Here is a 17,246-nt window from a genome sequence, read left to right on the forward strand (position 1 = left end):
AATAAGACTGAGGCTGCATGGTATCATCACCTTAGTTTATTGCCCCGAACTTATCTGAAAGCGTAGGTTTTTTGTCACTAAACCTGGTTTCTTGTGTAACAATTGCCTCCCGGATAGCAAGACTAACTGCTGACCAATAATTCAACGCGGGCCGGCAAGCACACAGTAAAAACCGAACCGCAACCTAACTCGCTTTCAACCTGCATATCGCCACCCATCATCACGCAAAAGTGACGGCTAATAGTCAATCCCAAACCCGTGCCGCCATACTTGCGCGTAGTTGAGGCGTCGCCCTGCATAAAAGCTTGAAATAAATGCTGCAATTGTTCGGGGGGAATCCCAATACCCGTATCAGCTACGCGAAAAATTATTGAGTCGGAAGGTTCTGCTATTTCTTGAGTTGTTAAGCTTTCATGTTTAACTCTTTCAATGCAGAGGGTAATAGTGCCACCTTCCGTAAATTTGGCTGCATTGCTCAGCAGGTTGAGCAATATTTGACGAGTTTTGGTAATGTCAGCATACATAATTCCCAAGTCGCTACCACAATCAACTTCAAACTTATTAGAATTTTTATCTACCAAGGGTTTGACAGTAGAAACTACCTCGTCAATTAAATTAACCGGATTGAAAGTTTCTAAGTAAAGTTCCATCCGACCCGCTTCAATCTTAGAAATATCTAGAATGTCGCTAATTAAAGATAGCAAGTGTTTGCCCGCTGTTTGAATTTTTTGCAAGTCGGGGATAAAATCTTCGCAGCCTAAATCCTCGGCGTCTTCTTTGAGGATATCGCTGTAACCAATAATCGCGTTGAGAGGAGTTCGCAATTCGTGGCTCATATTAGCTAAAAAAGCGCTTTTGGCTTGGTTTGCAGCTTGAGCGGTTTGAGCGACTTTTTGGAATTCTTCTGCTAATTTGCGCTGGGTAATATCTTCGGCAATACCGACGATGCGGTAAATTTCTCCGGTTTGGCTGCGGACTGGAAAAGCCCGATCGCGCACCCAGCAAACTGAACCGTCGGTTGGCGTAGCCCCCTTAGGGGATCGCACTACTCGATACTCTTCATCATAATCGCCCCGCACCTGTTTCTCAAAAGCAGCCTTGACGCGATCGAGATCCTCCGGGTGAATAGCATCCCAAAAAGCCTCCGGTTCTGATTGCAAACTCTGACAGCTCAAATTCCATATTTTTTCGCAAGCAGGGCTCACATAAACTAGCTGCTTTTGATTGGGTTCTCTAATCCAAAATACCTCATGAATATTTTCTGCCAACTGACGAAACCGCTCCTCGCTGGCCCGCAACTTCTCCACAGCACTGTGAAATTCAGTCACATCCTGAATCAGCGATGCCACCCCGATGATGGTGCCGTCAGCATCAACCAAAGTCGTATTGTACCACTCGCAAAGAATAATTTTGCCATCCTTTCGGATGTTCTCGTTAATGCTACTAATTCCTCCTTGATTAGTGAGCAAAGTTATAGATAGTTGCCTAACATACTCCTTAGCACTTTCAGGAACTATTAGATCGACTCCGTGGCGTCCCATTGCTTCCAAGCGGCTGTATCCAAAAATTCTTTCGGCTGACAAATTCCATTCCGCTACTTCAAAGTTGAGATCCCATTCAATCGCGCCCAATGGAGTTTGGTGAAGATGGAGAGCCAGTTTTTGCTGCGATTTTTTCAGAGAAAGAATTAATTCATTTTTGTCGGCTATCGCAGATTCTACCCGCTCTTCGAGAGTAGTAAACGACTCTTCCAATTGACCGGCCATCCTATTAAAAGAGCGAGCTAAGACACCCACCTCATCCTCCCGATCTACAGACGCCATCAAGCGGGGATCTACCGCCATCCCGTCCCATTCTTCCCGCGACAAAGCCTCCGCAGCCTTGCTCAGACGCTGAATCGGTACAACAATCCACCTAGAAGTCAGAGCGCCAATCGCCGTTGCCAGCACCAAAGCACCCAGACACATCACCACAGTATACCGAGTGTTGGCATTAATCCTTTCCATAAAATCGGCTTCAGGAACCGTCACCACAATCAACCAGTCGAGGCCCCTGCTGTCTAAAAGCGGCGTCACCTGTAGAAATTGCCGTTGACCGTCGATCGTAAAATCTAACTGGCGAGAGCTGTCAATTTTGTGCAAATCCCCGAAGCGTTCTGTCAAATAGCGGGCGGTCGATCGAATTAGAACATTCTTGCTGCTCGTTGCCACAATCCGTTTCGCAACACCATTGCTAACAATAAATGGCGGTTCCTGAGTAGAATTTGCCACCAATTGCCCAGACCTTTCTACAATAAAAGTCTGTCCTGATTTGCCAATTTTTAGAGTTTCCAAGAATTGATTGAGCTTGGAAAGTGCCAAGTCAGAACCCAGGATGCCAATCAGTTTACCATCCTCGCCATAAACTGGTTGAGCAGCCGTAATCGCTAGTTTGGGAGCGTCAAAATAATTATAGATTTTACTCCAAGTCGGTTTGCCTGCCCGCACCGGAGCTATGTACCAAGGTCGGACGCGGGGGTCGTAGTTAATAGTGGTTTTTAATAGCTTGGTTTGTTTCTCGAACTGGGACAGCCCGTAGCTATGCAAATTATAGCCAGTAGATTGATTAGAAATCTGAACTTGCAACTTGCCGTCGTCGAGGCGTTCAACTCCAATAAAATCTTTTGCTTCGGATGCGAATTGAATGTAGCTAATTTTATCAAAAATTTTTATTTGTTTGTAGAAGTAGCGTTGCAAACTATCACTATCCTGCTCGTTCACAATGCCGAGACGGATGGCATCGAGATTTAGCTGATTGATTTGGTGTGGCGTTTCAATATAACTATTAATATGTTGCTGGATACGCGATGTGACTTCTGTCCGCAGTTGTGCGGCAACATGGTTGACGGCTATGCGCCCGTTCCGCAGCGACAGCCACCCCGTCAACCCTACCGCAGCGAAAGTCTGGAGGGCAAAAGGCACAACAAGGACGATGCGAATTGGCACTTTGCCCGACATTTTTAAAATCGGGTCGGTCAGATATTTGATTGGCATGGTAAAGCAGAACTCTTATGAACCCACAACATTCCGGTCAAGTACAACTTGATGAGCGCAGGTTTTGAAGTTGAGATGGTTTTAGTAGGCACAGTGCTGTTAATAACTCGGAATCTGCCGCTGGCAACTGAATTTTTAACGACTGCCACCGCCATCTTAGCGCGATCGCGAGCTTTGGGAACATTGGCGATCGAGATGAATGCAGTATCAATTCTCCATGCACTCTACACGCTCATAATATTATAGATTTTGAGATTAAAGAATTGAATAATTGGGAAAAACTGATTCTGTAAGGGTTTAGAAGTTGCCTGCTGTTGCATTCTTTTTTTTAACCGGTTTCAGAAACCGGGTTTTTTAGCGTTTTGGCGGGCTGTAACTATTGTCGTGAAAAAACCCATTGGTGAATAGCCACCCGTCCATCCGCCACTAACTATTTTTCCACTTCTGAGGCGCCCTAATCAAACAAATCGAGTTTTTGGTTGACTCATTCCTGAAAAGACGTATTCTGGGGTTTCAACCGGGTTGCTGGGTTAGTTCTATTTTTCCGATAGCGCGATCGAAAATTATAAGTTTTCACAGCAACTGCAATTGATATCTCCACAAGCAGCTACTTTGGATAGAGTGCAACTTAATGCCGACTCGGTACAATAAGCGCATAGTAGGATGCAACTAGCGGAGGCATGGATGATGAACGCAGTTATTGCTACTCTTGGCACTGCTCTCGGACTGAGCTCAATTTTTATCGGTTTAACCCCGGCGGTTCTCGCCCAACAAAGACTGCAAGCAGCGCCCCAATATTCGGAAACGACTTTATCTGGGGATTCATTGAGGGCCGTGGAGGACAGAACCTTAGACTCGGACTACCAAAACTTGATTGGTGAACCAGAAACGGCAGGTAATTCTGCTAGAAGGGAAAGCAGCTTGGGCGACACATTTCGCCTCAAAATCGATGGCCCATTGGAATTTATTACTACTCCTTCGGACGCCCAGCGTCAAGGAAATCCTTTACCTCCAAAACAAACCGACAGCGGTACAGAAGCGGGAGTTCAGCTTCAGCTAGGACTTTAGCAATTTTAAATGAATTCATTTAAAGCAAGCGATCGCGGAACCCAATTTTTGACTCTCGGAGTTATTGTGACTGCGATCGCTTTTTTATCAGAGTTTTATCACAAGTTTTGTGCGGTTTCCCTCACACAAGGTTCTCTATTGTGAACCTACAATTAGACCAATTAAACTTCCGATACAGACCGATTAGCTACATTTCTTTACAATAGCGCATAAAACTGGCGGTGAAGGTGATGAGAAAGGCTCAACTTATCGATTATTTGCGGGGAGAGTTGGCGATATCGAATTCGGCGATCGCCGTTGCTCTGCGACACGGTGAACAAGATGCCGGCGAACTGCCGATGGTACTGTGGCAGTACGGGTTAGTAACACTGGAACAGTTAAACCTAATTTTTGATTGGCTGGAAGCTCAGCCGACTTAGCAATTTAAAATCCTGAGTTAAAAAATATGGATATCGGATTGCAATTTTTTGACAAATAAAGCTTGCACAAACGGTCGTCGAAAAGTATACGGTTGAGTGTTTAGGTTGAGGGTGGGTCTTATTTTGTCCCAATTAGAAAAATACAAATATACAGTAGGGACACAGCAGTGCTGTGTCCTCATTTTTTTGCCGCCTAAAATAAACTGCTTTCATATCAAATGTGGCAGCATCGGAATTAATATAGCCCACAGATTTCGAGACGGCAGTGGCGTCTCCTCTATATCATGTCGCTCGTGCAACCGGAAACGCTATCAATCGTCGAAGATGCGATCGCCGACGGCCTCCAACAGACGGCATAAAACAAACCCCAGCAACTTTTAGGCTGCCGGGGCTTGTCTTGTTTAATTTGGTGGCGGGAAGTGGATTTGAACCACTGACCTTCGGGTTATGAGCCCGACGAGCTACCAGGCTGCTCTATCCCGCGTCGCTTTGTCTCTCTCTAATATAAACATATCTTTCTGAAAATAGCAACCCCACAATCAAAAAAACTTTTTAGATTGTGGGAGGGGTTGCTTAAATCGGCTCAGAGTCTCGATCGCCCTAAAGCATCGAAACTTCCCCGATTACCTCCAAGCGCTTGAACTCGCTGAGAGTAAGGTAAGTTTCCGAAAGAGTTTCGGCGATCGTCGGAGTAATCCACCCCAACTGCTTGAGCAAGTGAATCGCCACAGCAAATTGAGCCCGCTTTCCCCCATCCGTCACCTTAATTGCCAAGCCCATGCCTTCGCCAACGCGGCCAATGCACTGTACCCCTTCGGCGCCGGATTTGCTCACCAATTCCCCTTGAGTCAAGCGCATCAGTTCCGTGTCAAATTTGCCCTCACCAGCAACCATCATCGGGTGGTGAGTCATAGCGCGGACAATCCGCTCCATATCCACATTGTTACCGGAGGCTAACTGAGCGTACAAAGAGGCCATTTGCCCCAACTGCAACAGATAGGTAGGAGCGCCGCAGTCGTCGCGAGCGCTGATAAACTCTTCGGCAGGCATTGCCAGCAAGTCAGCCACTTTGCCCAAAATAAGCTGTTGGACAGGATGTTTGCGGCGCAAATAAGTGTCCAGAGGCCAGTGCAGTTGCTGGCAGACAGCCAGCATACCGGCGTGTTTGCCGGAACAGTTGTATTGCAGGGCGCTCTTTTTGCCTTCAGGAATCGGGCATTGAAGTTTAGATGGGTCAATGTCGCAGCGCCACAGGACGTTAAATACCTGTCGCGATTGCTCGATCGTACCTTGATGGGAACTGCAAATAATCGCTAAATCTCGATCTGTCAATTCGTAGCGTTCTAAAGTGCCAGTCGCCGTCACCGCCAAAGCTTGAAAAGGCTTGAGTGAAGAACGGACAAATGAGGCCGTTTCCGAGTTACCAGCAACAGACAGAACGCGCCCGCGGTTGTCGCAGACAGCGGCCTGGGCGCGGTGCCTCGATTCGACAATACCTTCGCGCAGCAATGTGACTTCCAGTTCGGGAGCTTGGGTTCGTTTTCCCCTTGTCATATCAATTTTAGATTTTAGATTTTAGATTTTAGATTGGGGTTCAGGAAGTTAGGAGTTGCGAGCTGCCAGTTAAGAGTTATAAAGTTAATCTTTCTGCAATCGTTTCTCACTCATGCACTCCGGGCGTGTTGTTGGCTGTGCGCGGCAATCTCAAAACTCAAAACTCCCTTGCATTCCCGATTACAAACAACTCCAAGTTAGTCCCCCGGCAACCAGCAATACTGTCAAACCATAAAATGTCTGCCGCAGACGCCTGAGAATTGGTTCTAGTTGGTAGTTGACAATCAACTGATCTTGAAGCAAAACTTCTGGAGTTTTAGGCCAAGATTGACAATCGTACCAACCAGACTCTTCGTAGACGACCGTGGGATTTGAAAGGCGCGATCGCACGTAGAACCAACCCAAGTAGAGCCGCAGCAAAGCTAATCCTAGAATAAAACCGGCACCTGCGGCACTGCTGAGGACAAACTGAGCTGGATACTTGACAGGAGCAAAGCTAGAAGCAGCTATCGGCCCCGATACCAAGCAACTCCAAGCCCACACCCAAGCTAGTTTTGCCAGGTATCCTGGCCAATTGAGTGTTACCCAGCTAAAAAACCAGGATTCTTTAAGTTCTTGGTATTCATTGATCGGTCGCTGTTCTTGCGGAACGGGACAAATAGAAGCAGAAACGTTTTTCACATTAGCCATCCTCACGGCGCGGGGGAAAAGTCAATGCGTTCGGCGTGTCCCCAGAACGCTTCTAAATTGTAGAACTCCCGCTCTTGAGGCTTCAAGATGTGAACGATCGCGTCGCCGTAGTCCATGACCACCCAACTAGCGTCTGATAGGCCTTGTGTACGCAGTGGCAAGCGTTGCCACTCTTCTTCCACTTGGTCTGCTATCGCTTGGGAGATGGCTCGTACCTGCACATTGGAAAATCCGGTGACGATCGCAAAGTAGTCTGCCAAGTAGCATACTTCTGACACGCGGAGCAATACAATATCTACTGCTTTGCGGTCATCGGCTGCTTGGGCAACGGTCATGATCAGACCTCGGGCTTCGTCTGAGGAGGTGCCGCCCGTTGCTGTAGACTGGGCCCTGGAGTATTCGAGTTGAGTTAGATCTGACATTAAGTGTTTAATTTCCTAAGTGATAGGGTAAGGGGAAATGGGTGCGCTATTCGCTTTCGGTTGTTGGCAGTTTGAGACGGGAAATAGGAGTTAGGTTGAAGCTAAAAGTAAGGACAGGATTTCTGATAAATTTTACTTTTAACTTGTGATTTGTTCGATCGACTTTTCTGTCGAATTTCCTGTTTCCGGCGATTCGCGGGCCATTTGCAGCGCCCAATTCCGCGTAAGTACGGTGCGGGGGTGGATGTAGCAGCGAGTTTCTAGCAAATATTTAAGAGAATAATCGCTAGTTTGCCACACGGCTGCATAAAGATTGTGCAAGCTTGCCTCGCGCAGTGCTGTTAGTTCGGCTGTGTTGCCGCGGCTCGGCTCTATGGTATCTGCTACAAATACGGTACAACTGAGCTGACTCATGTTTGGTCTGCCGAGGGTGTGATTGGCGATTGCTTCCAAAATTTCTCGATCGACCACCCCGAATTCGTCTCTGGCGACGATCGCGCTCGCGTCTGCGTGCAGCAAATGCGGGTGTGCTTCCAACACTGAGTCTAACTCTAAACCTTCCTTCTGGGCCATTTGGAGCAGCAGGTGAGGTTTGAAGTATTTTGCCAAATCGTGCAACAAACCGGCCGATCTGGCTTTTGCTTCGTCGAGGCCGTAATGGCGAGCCAAGTCACCTGCTGTCTGTTCGACTCCCAGAATATGTTTGATGCGGGCAGCAGGAACTCTGTCTGACAGCCAAGCTAGAACGTTTTCGCGCGCGGGTGCAAGTGTCAAATATTAACTCCAAAATTGTATGAGCTACTATTTTAGCGTTTTGTTTCGATCGGCTGCGGTGTCGGGCACGCAGGGGTGTGGTGGCTTCTGGGATGGGGAGGGGTGACAATCAAGGTATGGATTTTGACGTATCCGCTCAAGAATCCGGGGTAAATCGCTCAACGATACACCTCAAAGGACGCAAAATTTTTCCTGAGTGGGTAGTCCGCCCCGAATTATTGAGCGGATACGAATGTGAAATTTTTGTCTTTCATCAAACTGTGGCAAATTCTGTCAAAGGTCTTTTGCTAGGATGATGAAACCCCAAAACAATATCGCCCTTAGAAATTCCTGCTGCTAGTAAATCATCAACTACGCACAAATCCGTCCAATCTTCTTCCACCCAAACTTTACCCTCTTTAATCCGAAGATACATAGTAATGTGGCGGAGCCGTTTTTTGCCATCCCAGCCAGAACGAAACCATAGATATTGATCTCGTTCTTCGTCAAATGCTAGACGATGCTCAGGCTCTAATTCATCTAGTGCGATCGCCCCTGTGACGGTCATTTCATAATATCCAGTCAATATTTGTTGAATTGTATTGCGATAGTATTCTAATTTATCCATTCCAGAATTTCCTCCTTTGCCATTTCAACTACCATTAACAAAACCTGATTTTCATTAGTAATTACTTGGATAGACTTGCGTTTAAAAAAATCTTGGTATACAATATCATCAATTGCCAAATAGAGCCTGTATTCTGGAGCCGTGAGTTGAATCAGATTTCGGTAGACAATGTATTGACCGAGTGCGCCGTGAAAATCATACATTAGCGATCGCCCAATAAAGCTCTTAATTTCAACAACTATTTTTTGTCCTTGGCGTTCTGCGGCGATCGGCTTTTCTTCGGCTATATCGGCATACAACTCGGCATCCTCATATTTGATGAAGTACGGGTCAGCCGTAATTTTCCAACCATCTTTTAGCAGGGCATTTTTAACTGCATTGTGATAGGTGTCTTTGGCAGGCATTATAAAAACACTTAAATATTACTCGCTCTTTAAATACAGTAAATACATTATAACTCTATAAGATTCGGTTTCACCAATAAACAAATAACGGTCGGCACTCACTAACATAAGGAGCTTATTATTTCGGCAAAGGCGCCAATATTTTCTCAGCATGACTCGCTGCCACCGCCGCAAATAAAGCTTCATAATGATTCAAAGCTTCCTCAAATCCGTAATTCTCCACAGCATAATTTCTGCCTTGCTCGCCCAACGCATCGACCTTAGCAGGGTGCAGGTACAAATCCTCAACAGCCTCAGCCAAAGCCTGCGGATCTTCCGGCGCTACCACCACCCCGCCACCGCTTTGCTGCACTGCTTTCTGGGCCGTACCAGTTTCGGGAACCGACGCCAAAATTGCCCTGCCACTGGCGAGAATTACTTGAATTTTTGATGGCATATTGAAGTTAGTAACGCGGCGCTTTTGTACGACTAAACTAACATCAGCAGCAGCTAACAATTCGGGCAATTTCTCTCGCGGTTCAAATGGTAGCAGCATTACATTATTAGCTTTGTAAGTTTCGCAATCTTGTTGCAATCGCGCCAAGGCTGTTGATTCCCCCACAATTACAAAAGCAATTTCGGTTATGTGTTTCAAACGAGCCGCTGCTTGGACAACTGTTTGCAAGCCTTGAGTTAGGGCAATATTGCCAGCATAGAGAACGACAAATTTGCCCTTGAGTTTGTGAGTTTCTCGAAATGAGTTATTTTCCTTGGGTAAGGGCCGAATGAAATTGACATCAACCCAATTGGGAACGCAAACTATTTTTTCGGGGGGTACTCCCTGAGAATGCAATTTTTTGACAAAACCGCTGTCGATGACGCTGACTTGGCTGGCTGTGTTGTAGGCCAATTTTTCCAAAGCGTCAGCAATGCCAACTAGCAGTCCGTTTTTTTTGACCAAACCGACGCGCACGGCTGCTTCTGAGACGATATCCTGAACGTTGAGGACGATCGGGCAAGCGCGAATCCAGCCGTAAAAGGCGACTGGGACGCAAATCGGTAAAGGGGGCATTGTCGAGAAAATCACGTCGGGACGCCAGCCTCTGAAGGCTTGGACGGCGCTGGAGACGACAAAACTCCCGTCTAGCACAAGTCGGTCTAGGAGGCTGGGGTGGGGGCCGTTGACGCGCAGATAGCTGCGCTGAATTGTGACGCCGTTGTGTTCTTCGGTGAGGTAAAATTTGCCCTCATATTGCGGATAAATCCGACGCTGGGGATAGTTGGGCATTCCTGTGACGACTCGGACTTGGTGGCCGCGCTTGACTAAGCCTTGCGCTAGTTCTGTCATCAGGGGGGCAATGCCGATCGGCTCTGGATAATAGTTATAGGAATAAATTAGAATACGCATAATATTTATTTTGAAGCCAATTGTCCTGCAGCCGCGTGCATCAAGCCTGCACCCGCAGAATTGCAGAGGATGTGGTTGGGTTCCGGGTAGGACAATAGGGGGCGAGGGGATCTTCCACTCTTTGGGAAAGAAGCCGCCCTTACCGGGCGGGTATCGCGCCCTCAGCTAATGTTTTTTCGCATTACCAGGCAGTTGCGGCGATCGTCGGTACGGATATAGCGAAGATCGTCTGTGAGCTTGTACATGAAAACCAGTCCCCTTTCTCCTTCTCTGTCCAAAGGATCGCGCTGCTCTTGCATGATCGAATGCAGCTTTGCTTCGAGGTTGAACGGTTGACCCCTGTCCCAAATCCTAATTTCTAAGTAATCGGCAAACACTTTTACCTCAATGTCTATGGGCGTCGCGGGGGGCAAGTTCTGGTGAGCGTGGCGGACAGCGTTTGTAAAGCCTTCGTTGATTATCAGCCGGCACTGCCACCAGAAATCCGCTGGCAGCAGGGGCAAAACGATATTCTCCAACCATTCCAAAACGGATGTTAAAGCATTCAGGTCTGTTTCAACCTGAAGGTGCTGCTCAGCCTTTGGTTGCTTGTCTTTCATCTTTCTTCCCCCTGGTCGGCCCCCACCACCGCTGTACTCAGCGCCGGAGAGAGAGAAAAAGGAGGGCAAGGTCTTGGCAACATATTAGTTAAGTCAAGCTTGAGTTGAAGAAGCCCGTTTTGCCTCAAGGTGAGCATTCCTTTCGCACCATTTACTCGCACAGCAAATGAGAGACTTCCGATACTGTAACCCGCCTCGGTAGGGCGTTTAAATAGGGAAAATTCCCGAGTCAGCTTGCGAGGAAGTGATTTAAGCTTCGATCGTGTTAGCAGTCGGTACTTTTCTAAACACAGGTGAGTTCTTCTCGTCCTCGAAAATCATGCTGGGATAATTCGAGTATGACCTCGAACTCGCCAATTGCTAATTATTAATGCTCTGATTGCAGAGCTGGCAACTAGCTGTGCATTTTCTGGGCGTGTGAATTTTAACACTTAATGCTAACGTAGGTATCGCTAGCGATCGTCTGCTTGACTAAGTATCGAGTTCGAGTTCCCGTCCCCCCTCGGCAACAGCACCTCAAAGTTCAGCGGTTGGTTGTTGAGGGTTCCTACACAGCGCCACTATTTTTGTTAAACAGGACTGTTACAGTTTTGACTATTAGTTTGAGGTCATACACCAGGCTCCAGTTTTGTTGGTATTTTAAATCTAAACGGATGACATCTTCAAAATCGCGGACTTGAGAGCGACCGTTGACTTGCCATTCCCCTGTCATCCCGGGTTTGACATCCAAACGCTGCCACTGAGGGACTTCGTAGCGCTCAACTTCGTCTGGGGTAGGCGGTCTAGTGCCGACTAGACTCATTTCGCCTTTGAGCACGTTCCAAAACTGAGGCAATTCGTCGAGGCTGGTTTTGCGTAAGATGCGCCCGACTTTGGTAATCCGCGGGTCGTTGTCATTTTTGAAAAATGCGCCAGAAGCCTGGTTTTTGATTTGGGCTTTCATGGCTTCGGCGTTGGTACACATCGATCGAAATTTCCAAATCCGAAATTGTCTGCCCATCCAGCCACAGCGGGTTTGACCGAAAAATATCGGGCCTGGATCGTTGATAGTGATTGCTGCAGCTATGGGTACGAGCAAAATTCCTGTAATCATCAAACCAACTATTGCCCCAACAATGTCTATCAGCCGCTTCACCCACGATTGCACTGAGGGGTGGGTCATCGGTAGCTGATTGTCCGAGGGGTTGGTCTCTGTGGGAGTTGAGGTTGCAGAGGGCTGCTCGATCGTCAGCACTTGATCTAGGCTGGTGAGAGCAAATACTGCCATCACCTGCGGCTTGAGGCTTCGGAGCACCAAGTCGCTACCACGCTGTTTGGCAAATTTCAGATTGCTGACTAAAGCACCGATCCCGCTACTGTCGATGAATGTCGTCTGACTGAAGTCTAGGACAATCTTGCTGGGAACGGTGGTGCTTTCCGAAAAAAGTTGCTGGCAGGTTGTCTTGAAGTTTACAGCTTCAAGTACGCTCAAGCGCACGGGTATGTGAACTGAGGGAATCTCGTCCGAGTACGTTACCCGAAAATCTGCCTCTGGGGTTTGACTGACCATGAAGTCCTGGTTTCAAATTTCAAGCTGATGTCTTTAGCCTATTCTGTCCTAGCAGCTCCACCTTTACCAAATATTATGGTTAACAAAAGGGTAGCTTTATACAAACTTTACAAAAACGCCTGCAAACTCGCCCGCCGAGAATGATATCAAAGGCAAACATAGACTTAAGTCTACCAGTGCCAGTTTTGGTCCAAAGATTTTTGAACGCAGTCGCGGTCAAACTTTGACATCGGAATCAAGATTTTTGTGGATTCAGGCCGATTAATCTTGTCGTTAATTATTTTGGTGCCTGTCTTGCACAAGATAGCCATCGCAGTTAACAGTTAACAGCTAACCCACAAGTCAACAGTTAACGGTTAACTGGAAAACCCCCGTAACCAGCGTCGGGGGATGAGGTTAAGAATTGTAGACGTTTTCTGACTGGGAAGTTTCGCGGGTGATGGGTTTGACTTTGGCTTTGGCTTTGGCTGCGTTGCGTTTGAGGGCCTGGAGACGAGCTTCGTATTTAGCCCGCTGCTGTTTTTTGGAGGTTTGCTCGATTAAGGTTTTTAAGGCGCTGCCGAGGCTTTTGTAGGCGTTTGGGAGAGTGTAGCCGAAGCGGGTTGCCAGGGCGAGGGCTTTTTCGTCGGCGTCTACTGCTTCTTTTAAACTTTTCTCTCCGTTGTTTTTTTGGTAAAGTCTCCAGCCGGAGACACCGCATAAGGATAGGGCTAGTAACAGCAGCAAGCCGTCTTGCACCCAAAGTTCGCCGACAGCGCCGCCTAAACCAATGGCGAGGGCTGCCATTTCCCAACCGTCTCTGGGGATAGTGTCATTTTGGATTCTGGCAACTTCGTGCCAAAATAGGAGGTTCCGCTGATCCATTGCTAGCTGTTCCCAGCGGATCAGGTCTATTTGGATTTCTACCTGGTCTTTGCCTATTTCTTCGCTGCGGATCAGGGTAGGATTAACTTCTATTGTTTTTTCTACTGTTACCCAACTTTGGAGTTCTGGGGGCAGTATGTTTTTCAAGCGCCGGATCTCACTCATCTCGGCTCTTGCTGTAGAGGTTGCATAGGATGTCATAGCTCCGGCCTATTGATTTTCCAAAGGTTAATATGTGTCTATTTCTGGAGTATAGCAAACCTTTAATCAAAATCTAGTCGAGTAACGGGGGTCGATCGACCAATACTTGCAAATTTACTTGATTTTAGTCTCAGGGGGCGATCGCAACTGCCTGCTCCATCATTTCCGTTGTAGTATTTGAGCGGCGGACTGACACTCATCTAAGCGATAAAGTACCAGTTACCCTACTGCTATTTCTGGCTTCGGCTTTGATAATCCTTTTCGGCAAAAATAGAGTTTTTTGTGAACAACTTATTACTGTTTTCGCGATTTTTATACCTTGGCTTTAGGCCCGGTTAATTAACAGCTTTCAATATTCGATAGTAACTTGACTATGATTTAAATATTACATCATAATTCTACCTCAAATATCTTTCTTGTTCTGATAAATTTGGGCTTCGGATTGAGAATAGGAAGTCGAGGGGTTGTGGAGAGATGTTTAGCCGCGATCTTTTAACTTTAATTCCGACATTACCGGATAAGTTTTTTCTGTGAGTTTGGGCAATAAAACTTGTTGTTGAAATTTCTCATTCTTTTATATTTATTGATAACTAAATCCTTGTGAGTAGAGTTAAAAAGCTTGCGTTTTATGCCGTTTAATGATATTTTTATATCCGATTAAATCTTGCCACTCTTCTAGTTTTTGCTCTATCTTATCTTGTTTTACGTTGCTGATTAACGGTATGAAGCAACTTTTTTCTGAAGTTACAAAACTCACCAAGCTTGGCTTATGGCAATTTCGAGTTCTTCAACTCATACCTGTATTAAGCAACGCCAAATTTAAAGTGACTTGAGAAGACCGATTTCTAACTGATAAATGGCTGCCATGATTCCACTTTCAGGATTTGTGAGCAGGGACTTTTTGACATCTTTCAAGTATTCTACAATATGTTCCCGCAAAATCGGTCTTTCTAGTTTGACTGTGTGATTGTAATCCCACAAATCCCAGATGATAATCCCGATGCCGACAATCGGGTCGATTAAACTTACTCCCAACTGACTAGCAACTGTACCGCCTGTTTTTGTGGCTACCTTGGCGGCGGCTTTGCTGGCAACTTTTGCGGTAACTTTGCTGCCCACTTTAGCTGCTACCCCCAAAATTAAGGGTTTAGCAACTAAGTAGCCGCTGCCGCCAACTAATACTTTTAATGATAAATTAGAGACGTTTCCTTTGTCGCTAATTGTGGTGGCAATATCGTTCAGATATTTGTCCCACTGTACTTGCGGTATATTATAATTGTTTTGAACTACTTTCACATTCTTGCTAACTTCTGATATGTACAAATTAGCAGTATCTTGAGTGATTAATTGAAAGCGCAGTTGAGCGTTTTTGGGTACGAGTACGCGGTTAGCAAATTCTCTTTGAAAGTCTTCGGTTAATTTTTCGGAAACAGCACGAGATGCTGCATTCATATCAAATCTGTTGAGTAGGGCAGATTTCACGAAATTAAAAGGTACGGTAAACTCCATCTTTTTTTGATTGAAGTAATCGAAGTACCAATCGAGGAAACTATTGTCTACTCGTGCAATTACTTCGGCTTCCCATTTATCCAATTCTTTGGAGGCGAAAGTTTCGGCTGTTGTATGGGATTGTTGGATAGCGTTTTTAACGTCTTGGTTGACTTTGCTAAAATCGTGCGGTAGCGAGACGAAAACTGCTGTGGTTCCGGTATTTGTTAGTGACTGGGAAATTAGAAAGTTACCTAATAGGGGAATGATGACTACTAAAATTACGATCGTCCAAATCATCGGTGTGACAGTTTTGATAAACTGACCGATAACTCTGAGACGTTCTGTTTTCTGTGAATAGCTAATTTCTTCCTTGTCTTGACTCATGGCGGTTTCTCAACTGATGAGAGTTGGGCTAGTTTCGATTATAGGCGATCGTACTTGCGATCGTGTTACGGGCGTGTGGCCTGAGATTCTGGAAAGGTTGGGGAAAAGTGCGATCGCTCACACAGTCTTATTATAGCAAGCTGTTTTTCTGAGCGTACTCAAATACCAAGTTCTGTATTATTGTTAATTCTCATTTGTGAACAGAGGCTGTTAAGTTTCATTTCTGAAGTGGTATGCTTCTGTAATTTCATGTTATAGTACCAAAATAACGGGTAATACACAATTCTCACAATTAAACGGAGAATCTCTATGAAAGAAACCATTCAAGAAATTTACTGCGATGAATCAGGTTTCAGTGGTAATAATCTTATTGACCGAGATTCAACGATTTTTGCTTATGCAAGTGTAGCAGTTAACCATGAAGAAGCTACTGAATATGTAAATAATATAATCAAAAAATATAAGCTACAAGGTGGCGAATTAAAAGGTCGAAACCTTCTTAAAAATTCCAAGGGTAAAAAGGTAATAGCTGAGATATTAAGTACCTTTAAAGATCGTATAAAAGTAGGTGTTTATCATAAAAAGTTTAACTTGGCTTGCAAATTTTATGAATATATATTTGAGCCACCTCTATCAGAAAAAAGCTCTCTATTTTATCAAATAAAATTTCACCGATTTATCAGCAACATTTTATATCTGGATTTTGTATGTCTGAGCGAGGATGCTGAAAAAATTTTTAGTGATTTTCAGAAGCTTATGAGAAGTTTGGAGGACACAGAACCTAACTCTCTTTTTAGTTCTTCTAAAACACCTGATATTTCGCCTACACTCGACGACATAAAGACTTTCTGTATTCATCATAGAAATACGATTAATCAAGAATTAAACTCTTTACGAGGAACTGATATAGGCAAGTGGATTTTAGAGCTTTCGACCTCGGCTTTGTTTTCTATTCTCTGTGACTGGGGAAAAGAGTTTAACCAACTTAAAGTTTTTTGTGATGTTAGTAAACCACTAAAAGAAAACAATGGACTGTTGGATACTATGATTGGGAGAGAGGATAAGATTTATACTGACTTTTTTCAAGGAGTAGAAGAACCCATTACATTTAATCTGTCCCAAGAAGTTCAATTTGTGGAATCCGATAAATTTCCAGGCATACAAATAGCTGATATTGCTGCGGCTGCTTGTACCTATGCTTTTAAAGAAAGTGTCAACCCAAATACAGAGAGTTGGATAGAGCATATACCTGGTATTGTAATTGGTAAGTCAGTGATTCCTGATCCTGATTGGAGTTACATTGACCCAAATACATTTGATGCCACCCGAAATAGTATGTTGTTAAGGTATTTGGTGGAGCGAAGTATCAACAAACAGCCATTGCTCGATGGAATAGAAGAGTTTTTATCGGCGGTTACTCATCATTTAAGTCTCAATCCGAGCAATCGGATAGCTACTATTGCCGAGAATTGTCGAAGCGACGCACCCTACTTTAACTTTTAGCAGGTAAAGGAATCTCATCGCCGCACTCATAAGCAGTCTCTACCCACAATTCCCTAGCTTCCTGAATATTATCCATCGCTTCCGACAAAGTTTCCCCCACAGACATACAACCCGGAAGGTCTTTTATTATGGCTGTATAACCTTCAGATTCTGGATAAAAACTGATAGCATATTTCAGACTCAAGTAATAATCTAGAGATTTAACGTTGACTTTCATCTTCTAACCCACATTCCGCAGATGTGGGTGGAATTTTTTTATCAGTTGTGAAAAGTTGGAACCCCAAAGTTTTTCCGTTTA

19 protein-coding genes and 1 tRNA gene are annotated in these 17,246 nt (G+C 45.3%); 6 read left to right on the plus strand and 14 right to left on the minus strand.

Going from position 1 to position 17,246, the window contains the following annotated elements; all coding sequences use genetic code 11:
- Window positions 1-122: 122 nt before the first annotated feature.
- On the minus strand, window positions 123-3,032 hold the full coding sequence (locus QUA53_RS21285; RefSeq protein WP_333099658.1) for a PAS domain S-box protein: 2,910 nt from the start codon (window positions 3,030-3,032) through the stop codon (window positions 123-125).
- 51 nt (window positions 3,033-3,083) lie between these two features.
- Between QUA53_RS21285 and QUA53_RS21290 the strand changes: the two genes are divergently transcribed.
- The 4 genes from QUA53_RS21290 to QUA53_RS21305 all read left to right on the plus strand — a co-directional run bounded on the left by QUA53_RS21290 (window position 3,084) and on the right by QUA53_RS21305 (window position 4,519).
- Entirely contained in the window at window positions 3,084-3,278 is a 195-nt protein-coding gene (locus QUA53_RS21290) for a hypothetical protein (protein ID WP_333099657.1), read from the plus strand.
- A 438-nt stretch (window positions 3,279-3,716) separates the two neighbouring features.
- The gene (locus QUA53_RS21295) at window positions 3,717-4,100 is read left to right on the plus strand and encodes a hypothetical protein (protein ID WP_333099656.1); all 384 of its coding nucleotides are present in this window, start codon (window positions 3,717-3,719) and stop codon (window positions 4,098-4,100) included.
- Window positions 4,101-4,109: 9 nt separating this feature from the next.
- On the plus strand, window positions 4,110-4,244 hold the full coding sequence (locus tag QUA53_RS21300) for a hypothetical protein (protein ID WP_333073122.1): 135 nt from the start codon (window positions 4,110-4,112) through the stop codon (window positions 4,242-4,244).
- Between the two features lie 86 nt (window positions 4,245-4,330).
- On the plus strand, window positions 4,331-4,519 hold the full coding sequence (locus QUA53_RS21305; RefSeq protein ID WP_333099655.1) for a DUF2949 domain-containing protein: 189 nt from the start codon (window positions 4,331-4,333) through the stop codon (window positions 4,517-4,519).
- A 407-nt stretch (window positions 4,520-4,926) separates the two neighbouring features.
- On the opposite strand, the gene QUA53_RS21310 is transcribed toward QUA53_RS21305, so the two are convergent.
- The 12 genes from QUA53_RS21310 to QUA53_RS21365 form a co-directional block, all read right to left on the minus strand.
- Window positions 4,927-5,003: transfer RNA gene (locus QUA53_RS21310), tRNA-Met, on the minus strand.
- A 116-nt stretch (window positions 5,004-5,119) separates the two neighbouring features.
- Window positions 5,120-6,073 (minus strand): asparaginase, encoded by a 954-nt coding sequence (locus tag QUA53_RS21315; protein ID WP_333065553.1) that lies wholly within the window; start codon window positions 6,071-6,073, stop codon window positions 5,120-5,122.
- A 180-nt stretch (window positions 6,074-6,253) separates the two neighbouring features.
- Window positions 6,254-6,763, minus strand: a complete 510-nt coding sequence (locus QUA53_RS21320) for a CGLD27 family protein (RefSeq protein ID WP_333065555.1) — start codon at window positions 6,761-6,763, stop codon at window positions 6,254-6,256.
- Window positions 6,764-6,765: 2 nt separating this feature from the next.
- Window positions 6,766-7,185, minus strand: a complete 420-nt coding sequence (gene rsfS, locus QUA53_RS21325; RefSeq protein ID WP_333099654.1) for a ribosome silencing factor — start codon at window positions 7,183-7,185, stop codon at window positions 6,766-6,768.
- A gap of 138 nt (window positions 7,186-7,323) precedes the next feature.
- On the minus strand, window positions 7,324-7,959 hold the full coding sequence (yqeK, locus tag QUA53_RS21330) for a bis(5'-nucleosyl)-tetraphosphatase (symmetrical) YqeK (RefSeq protein WP_333099653.1): 636 nt from the start codon (window positions 7,957-7,959) through the stop codon (window positions 7,324-7,326).
- A 253-nt stretch (window positions 7,960-8,212) separates the two neighbouring features.
- Window positions 8,213-8,566: a XisI protein gene (locus tag QUA53_RS21335; protein WP_333099652.1), complete on the minus strand. Its 354-nt coding sequence runs from the start codon at window positions 8,564-8,566 to the stop codon at window positions 8,213-8,215.
- Entirely contained in the window at window positions 8,554-8,970 is a 417-nt protein-coding gene (locus QUA53_RS21340; protein WP_333099651.1) for a XisH family protein, read from the minus strand. The genes QUA53_RS21335 and QUA53_RS21340 overlap by 13 nt, the downstream gene beginning before the upstream one ends.
- Before the next feature lie 118 nt (window positions 8,971-9,088).
- Window positions 9,089-10,357 carry a WcaI family glycosyltransferase gene (locus tag QUA53_RS21345; protein WP_333099650.1) on the minus strand — a complete coding sequence of 423 codons (1,269 nt, stop codon included), beginning with the start codon at window positions 10,355-10,357 and terminating at the stop codon, window positions 9,089-9,091.
- A 161-nt stretch (window positions 10,358-10,518) separates the two neighbouring features.
- A complete protein-coding gene (locus QUA53_RS21350) occupies window positions 10,519-10,956 on the minus strand; it encodes an ATP-binding protein (RefSeq protein WP_333065568.1) in 438 nt (145 codons plus the stop codon).
- A 547-nt stretch (window positions 10,957-11,503) separates the two neighbouring features.
- The gene (locus tag QUA53_RS21355; protein ID WP_333065569.1) at window positions 11,504-12,505 is read right to left on the minus strand and encodes a sugar transferase; all 1,002 of its coding nucleotides are present in this window, start codon (window positions 12,503-12,505) and stop codon (window positions 11,504-11,506) included.
- Between the two features lie 396 nt (window positions 12,506-12,901).
- Window positions 12,902-13,570: a DUF3318 domain-containing protein gene (locus tag QUA53_RS21360; protein ID WP_015178535.1), complete on the minus strand. Its 669-nt coding sequence runs from the start codon at window positions 13,568-13,570 to the stop codon at window positions 12,902-12,904.
- Between the two features lie 819 nt (window positions 13,571-14,389).
- Window positions 14,390-15,445: a hypothetical protein gene (locus tag QUA53_RS21365; protein WP_333099649.1), complete on the minus strand. Its 1,056-nt coding sequence runs from the start codon at window positions 15,443-15,445 to the stop codon at window positions 14,390-14,392.
- Between QUA53_RS21365 and QUA53_RS21370 the strand changes: the two genes are divergently transcribed.
- Together QUA53_RS21370 and QUA53_RS21375 are read left to right on the plus strand one after the other, a co-directional pair.
- Window positions 15,444-15,581, plus strand: a complete 138-nt coding sequence (locus QUA53_RS21370) for a hypothetical protein (protein ID WP_333099648.1) — start codon at window positions 15,444-15,446, stop codon at window positions 15,579-15,581. The genes QUA53_RS21365 and QUA53_RS21370 overlap by 2 nt on opposite strands.
- 173 nt (window positions 15,582-15,754) lie before the next feature.
- Window positions 15,755-16,948 (plus strand): DUF3800 domain-containing protein, encoded by a 1,194-nt coding sequence (locus tag QUA53_RS21375; RefSeq protein WP_333099647.1) that lies wholly within the window; start codon window positions 15,755-15,757, stop codon window positions 16,946-16,948.
- On the opposite strand, the gene QUA53_RS21380 is transcribed toward QUA53_RS21375, so the two are convergent.
- The gene (locus QUA53_RS21380) at window positions 16,938-17,165 is read right to left on the minus strand and encodes a type II toxin-antitoxin system HicB family antitoxin (protein ID WP_333099646.1); all 228 of its coding nucleotides are present in this window, start codon (window positions 17,163-17,165) and stop codon (window positions 16,938-16,940) included. The genes QUA53_RS21375 and QUA53_RS21380 overlap by 11 nt on opposite strands.
- Between the last annotated feature and the right edge of the window lie 81 nt (window positions 17,166-17,246).

This window comes from Microcoleus sp. Pol12B3 (assembly GCF_036701355.1).
Taxonomy (GTDB): Bacteria; Cyanobacteriota; Cyanobacteriia; order Cyanobacteriales; family Microcoleaceae; genus Microcoleus.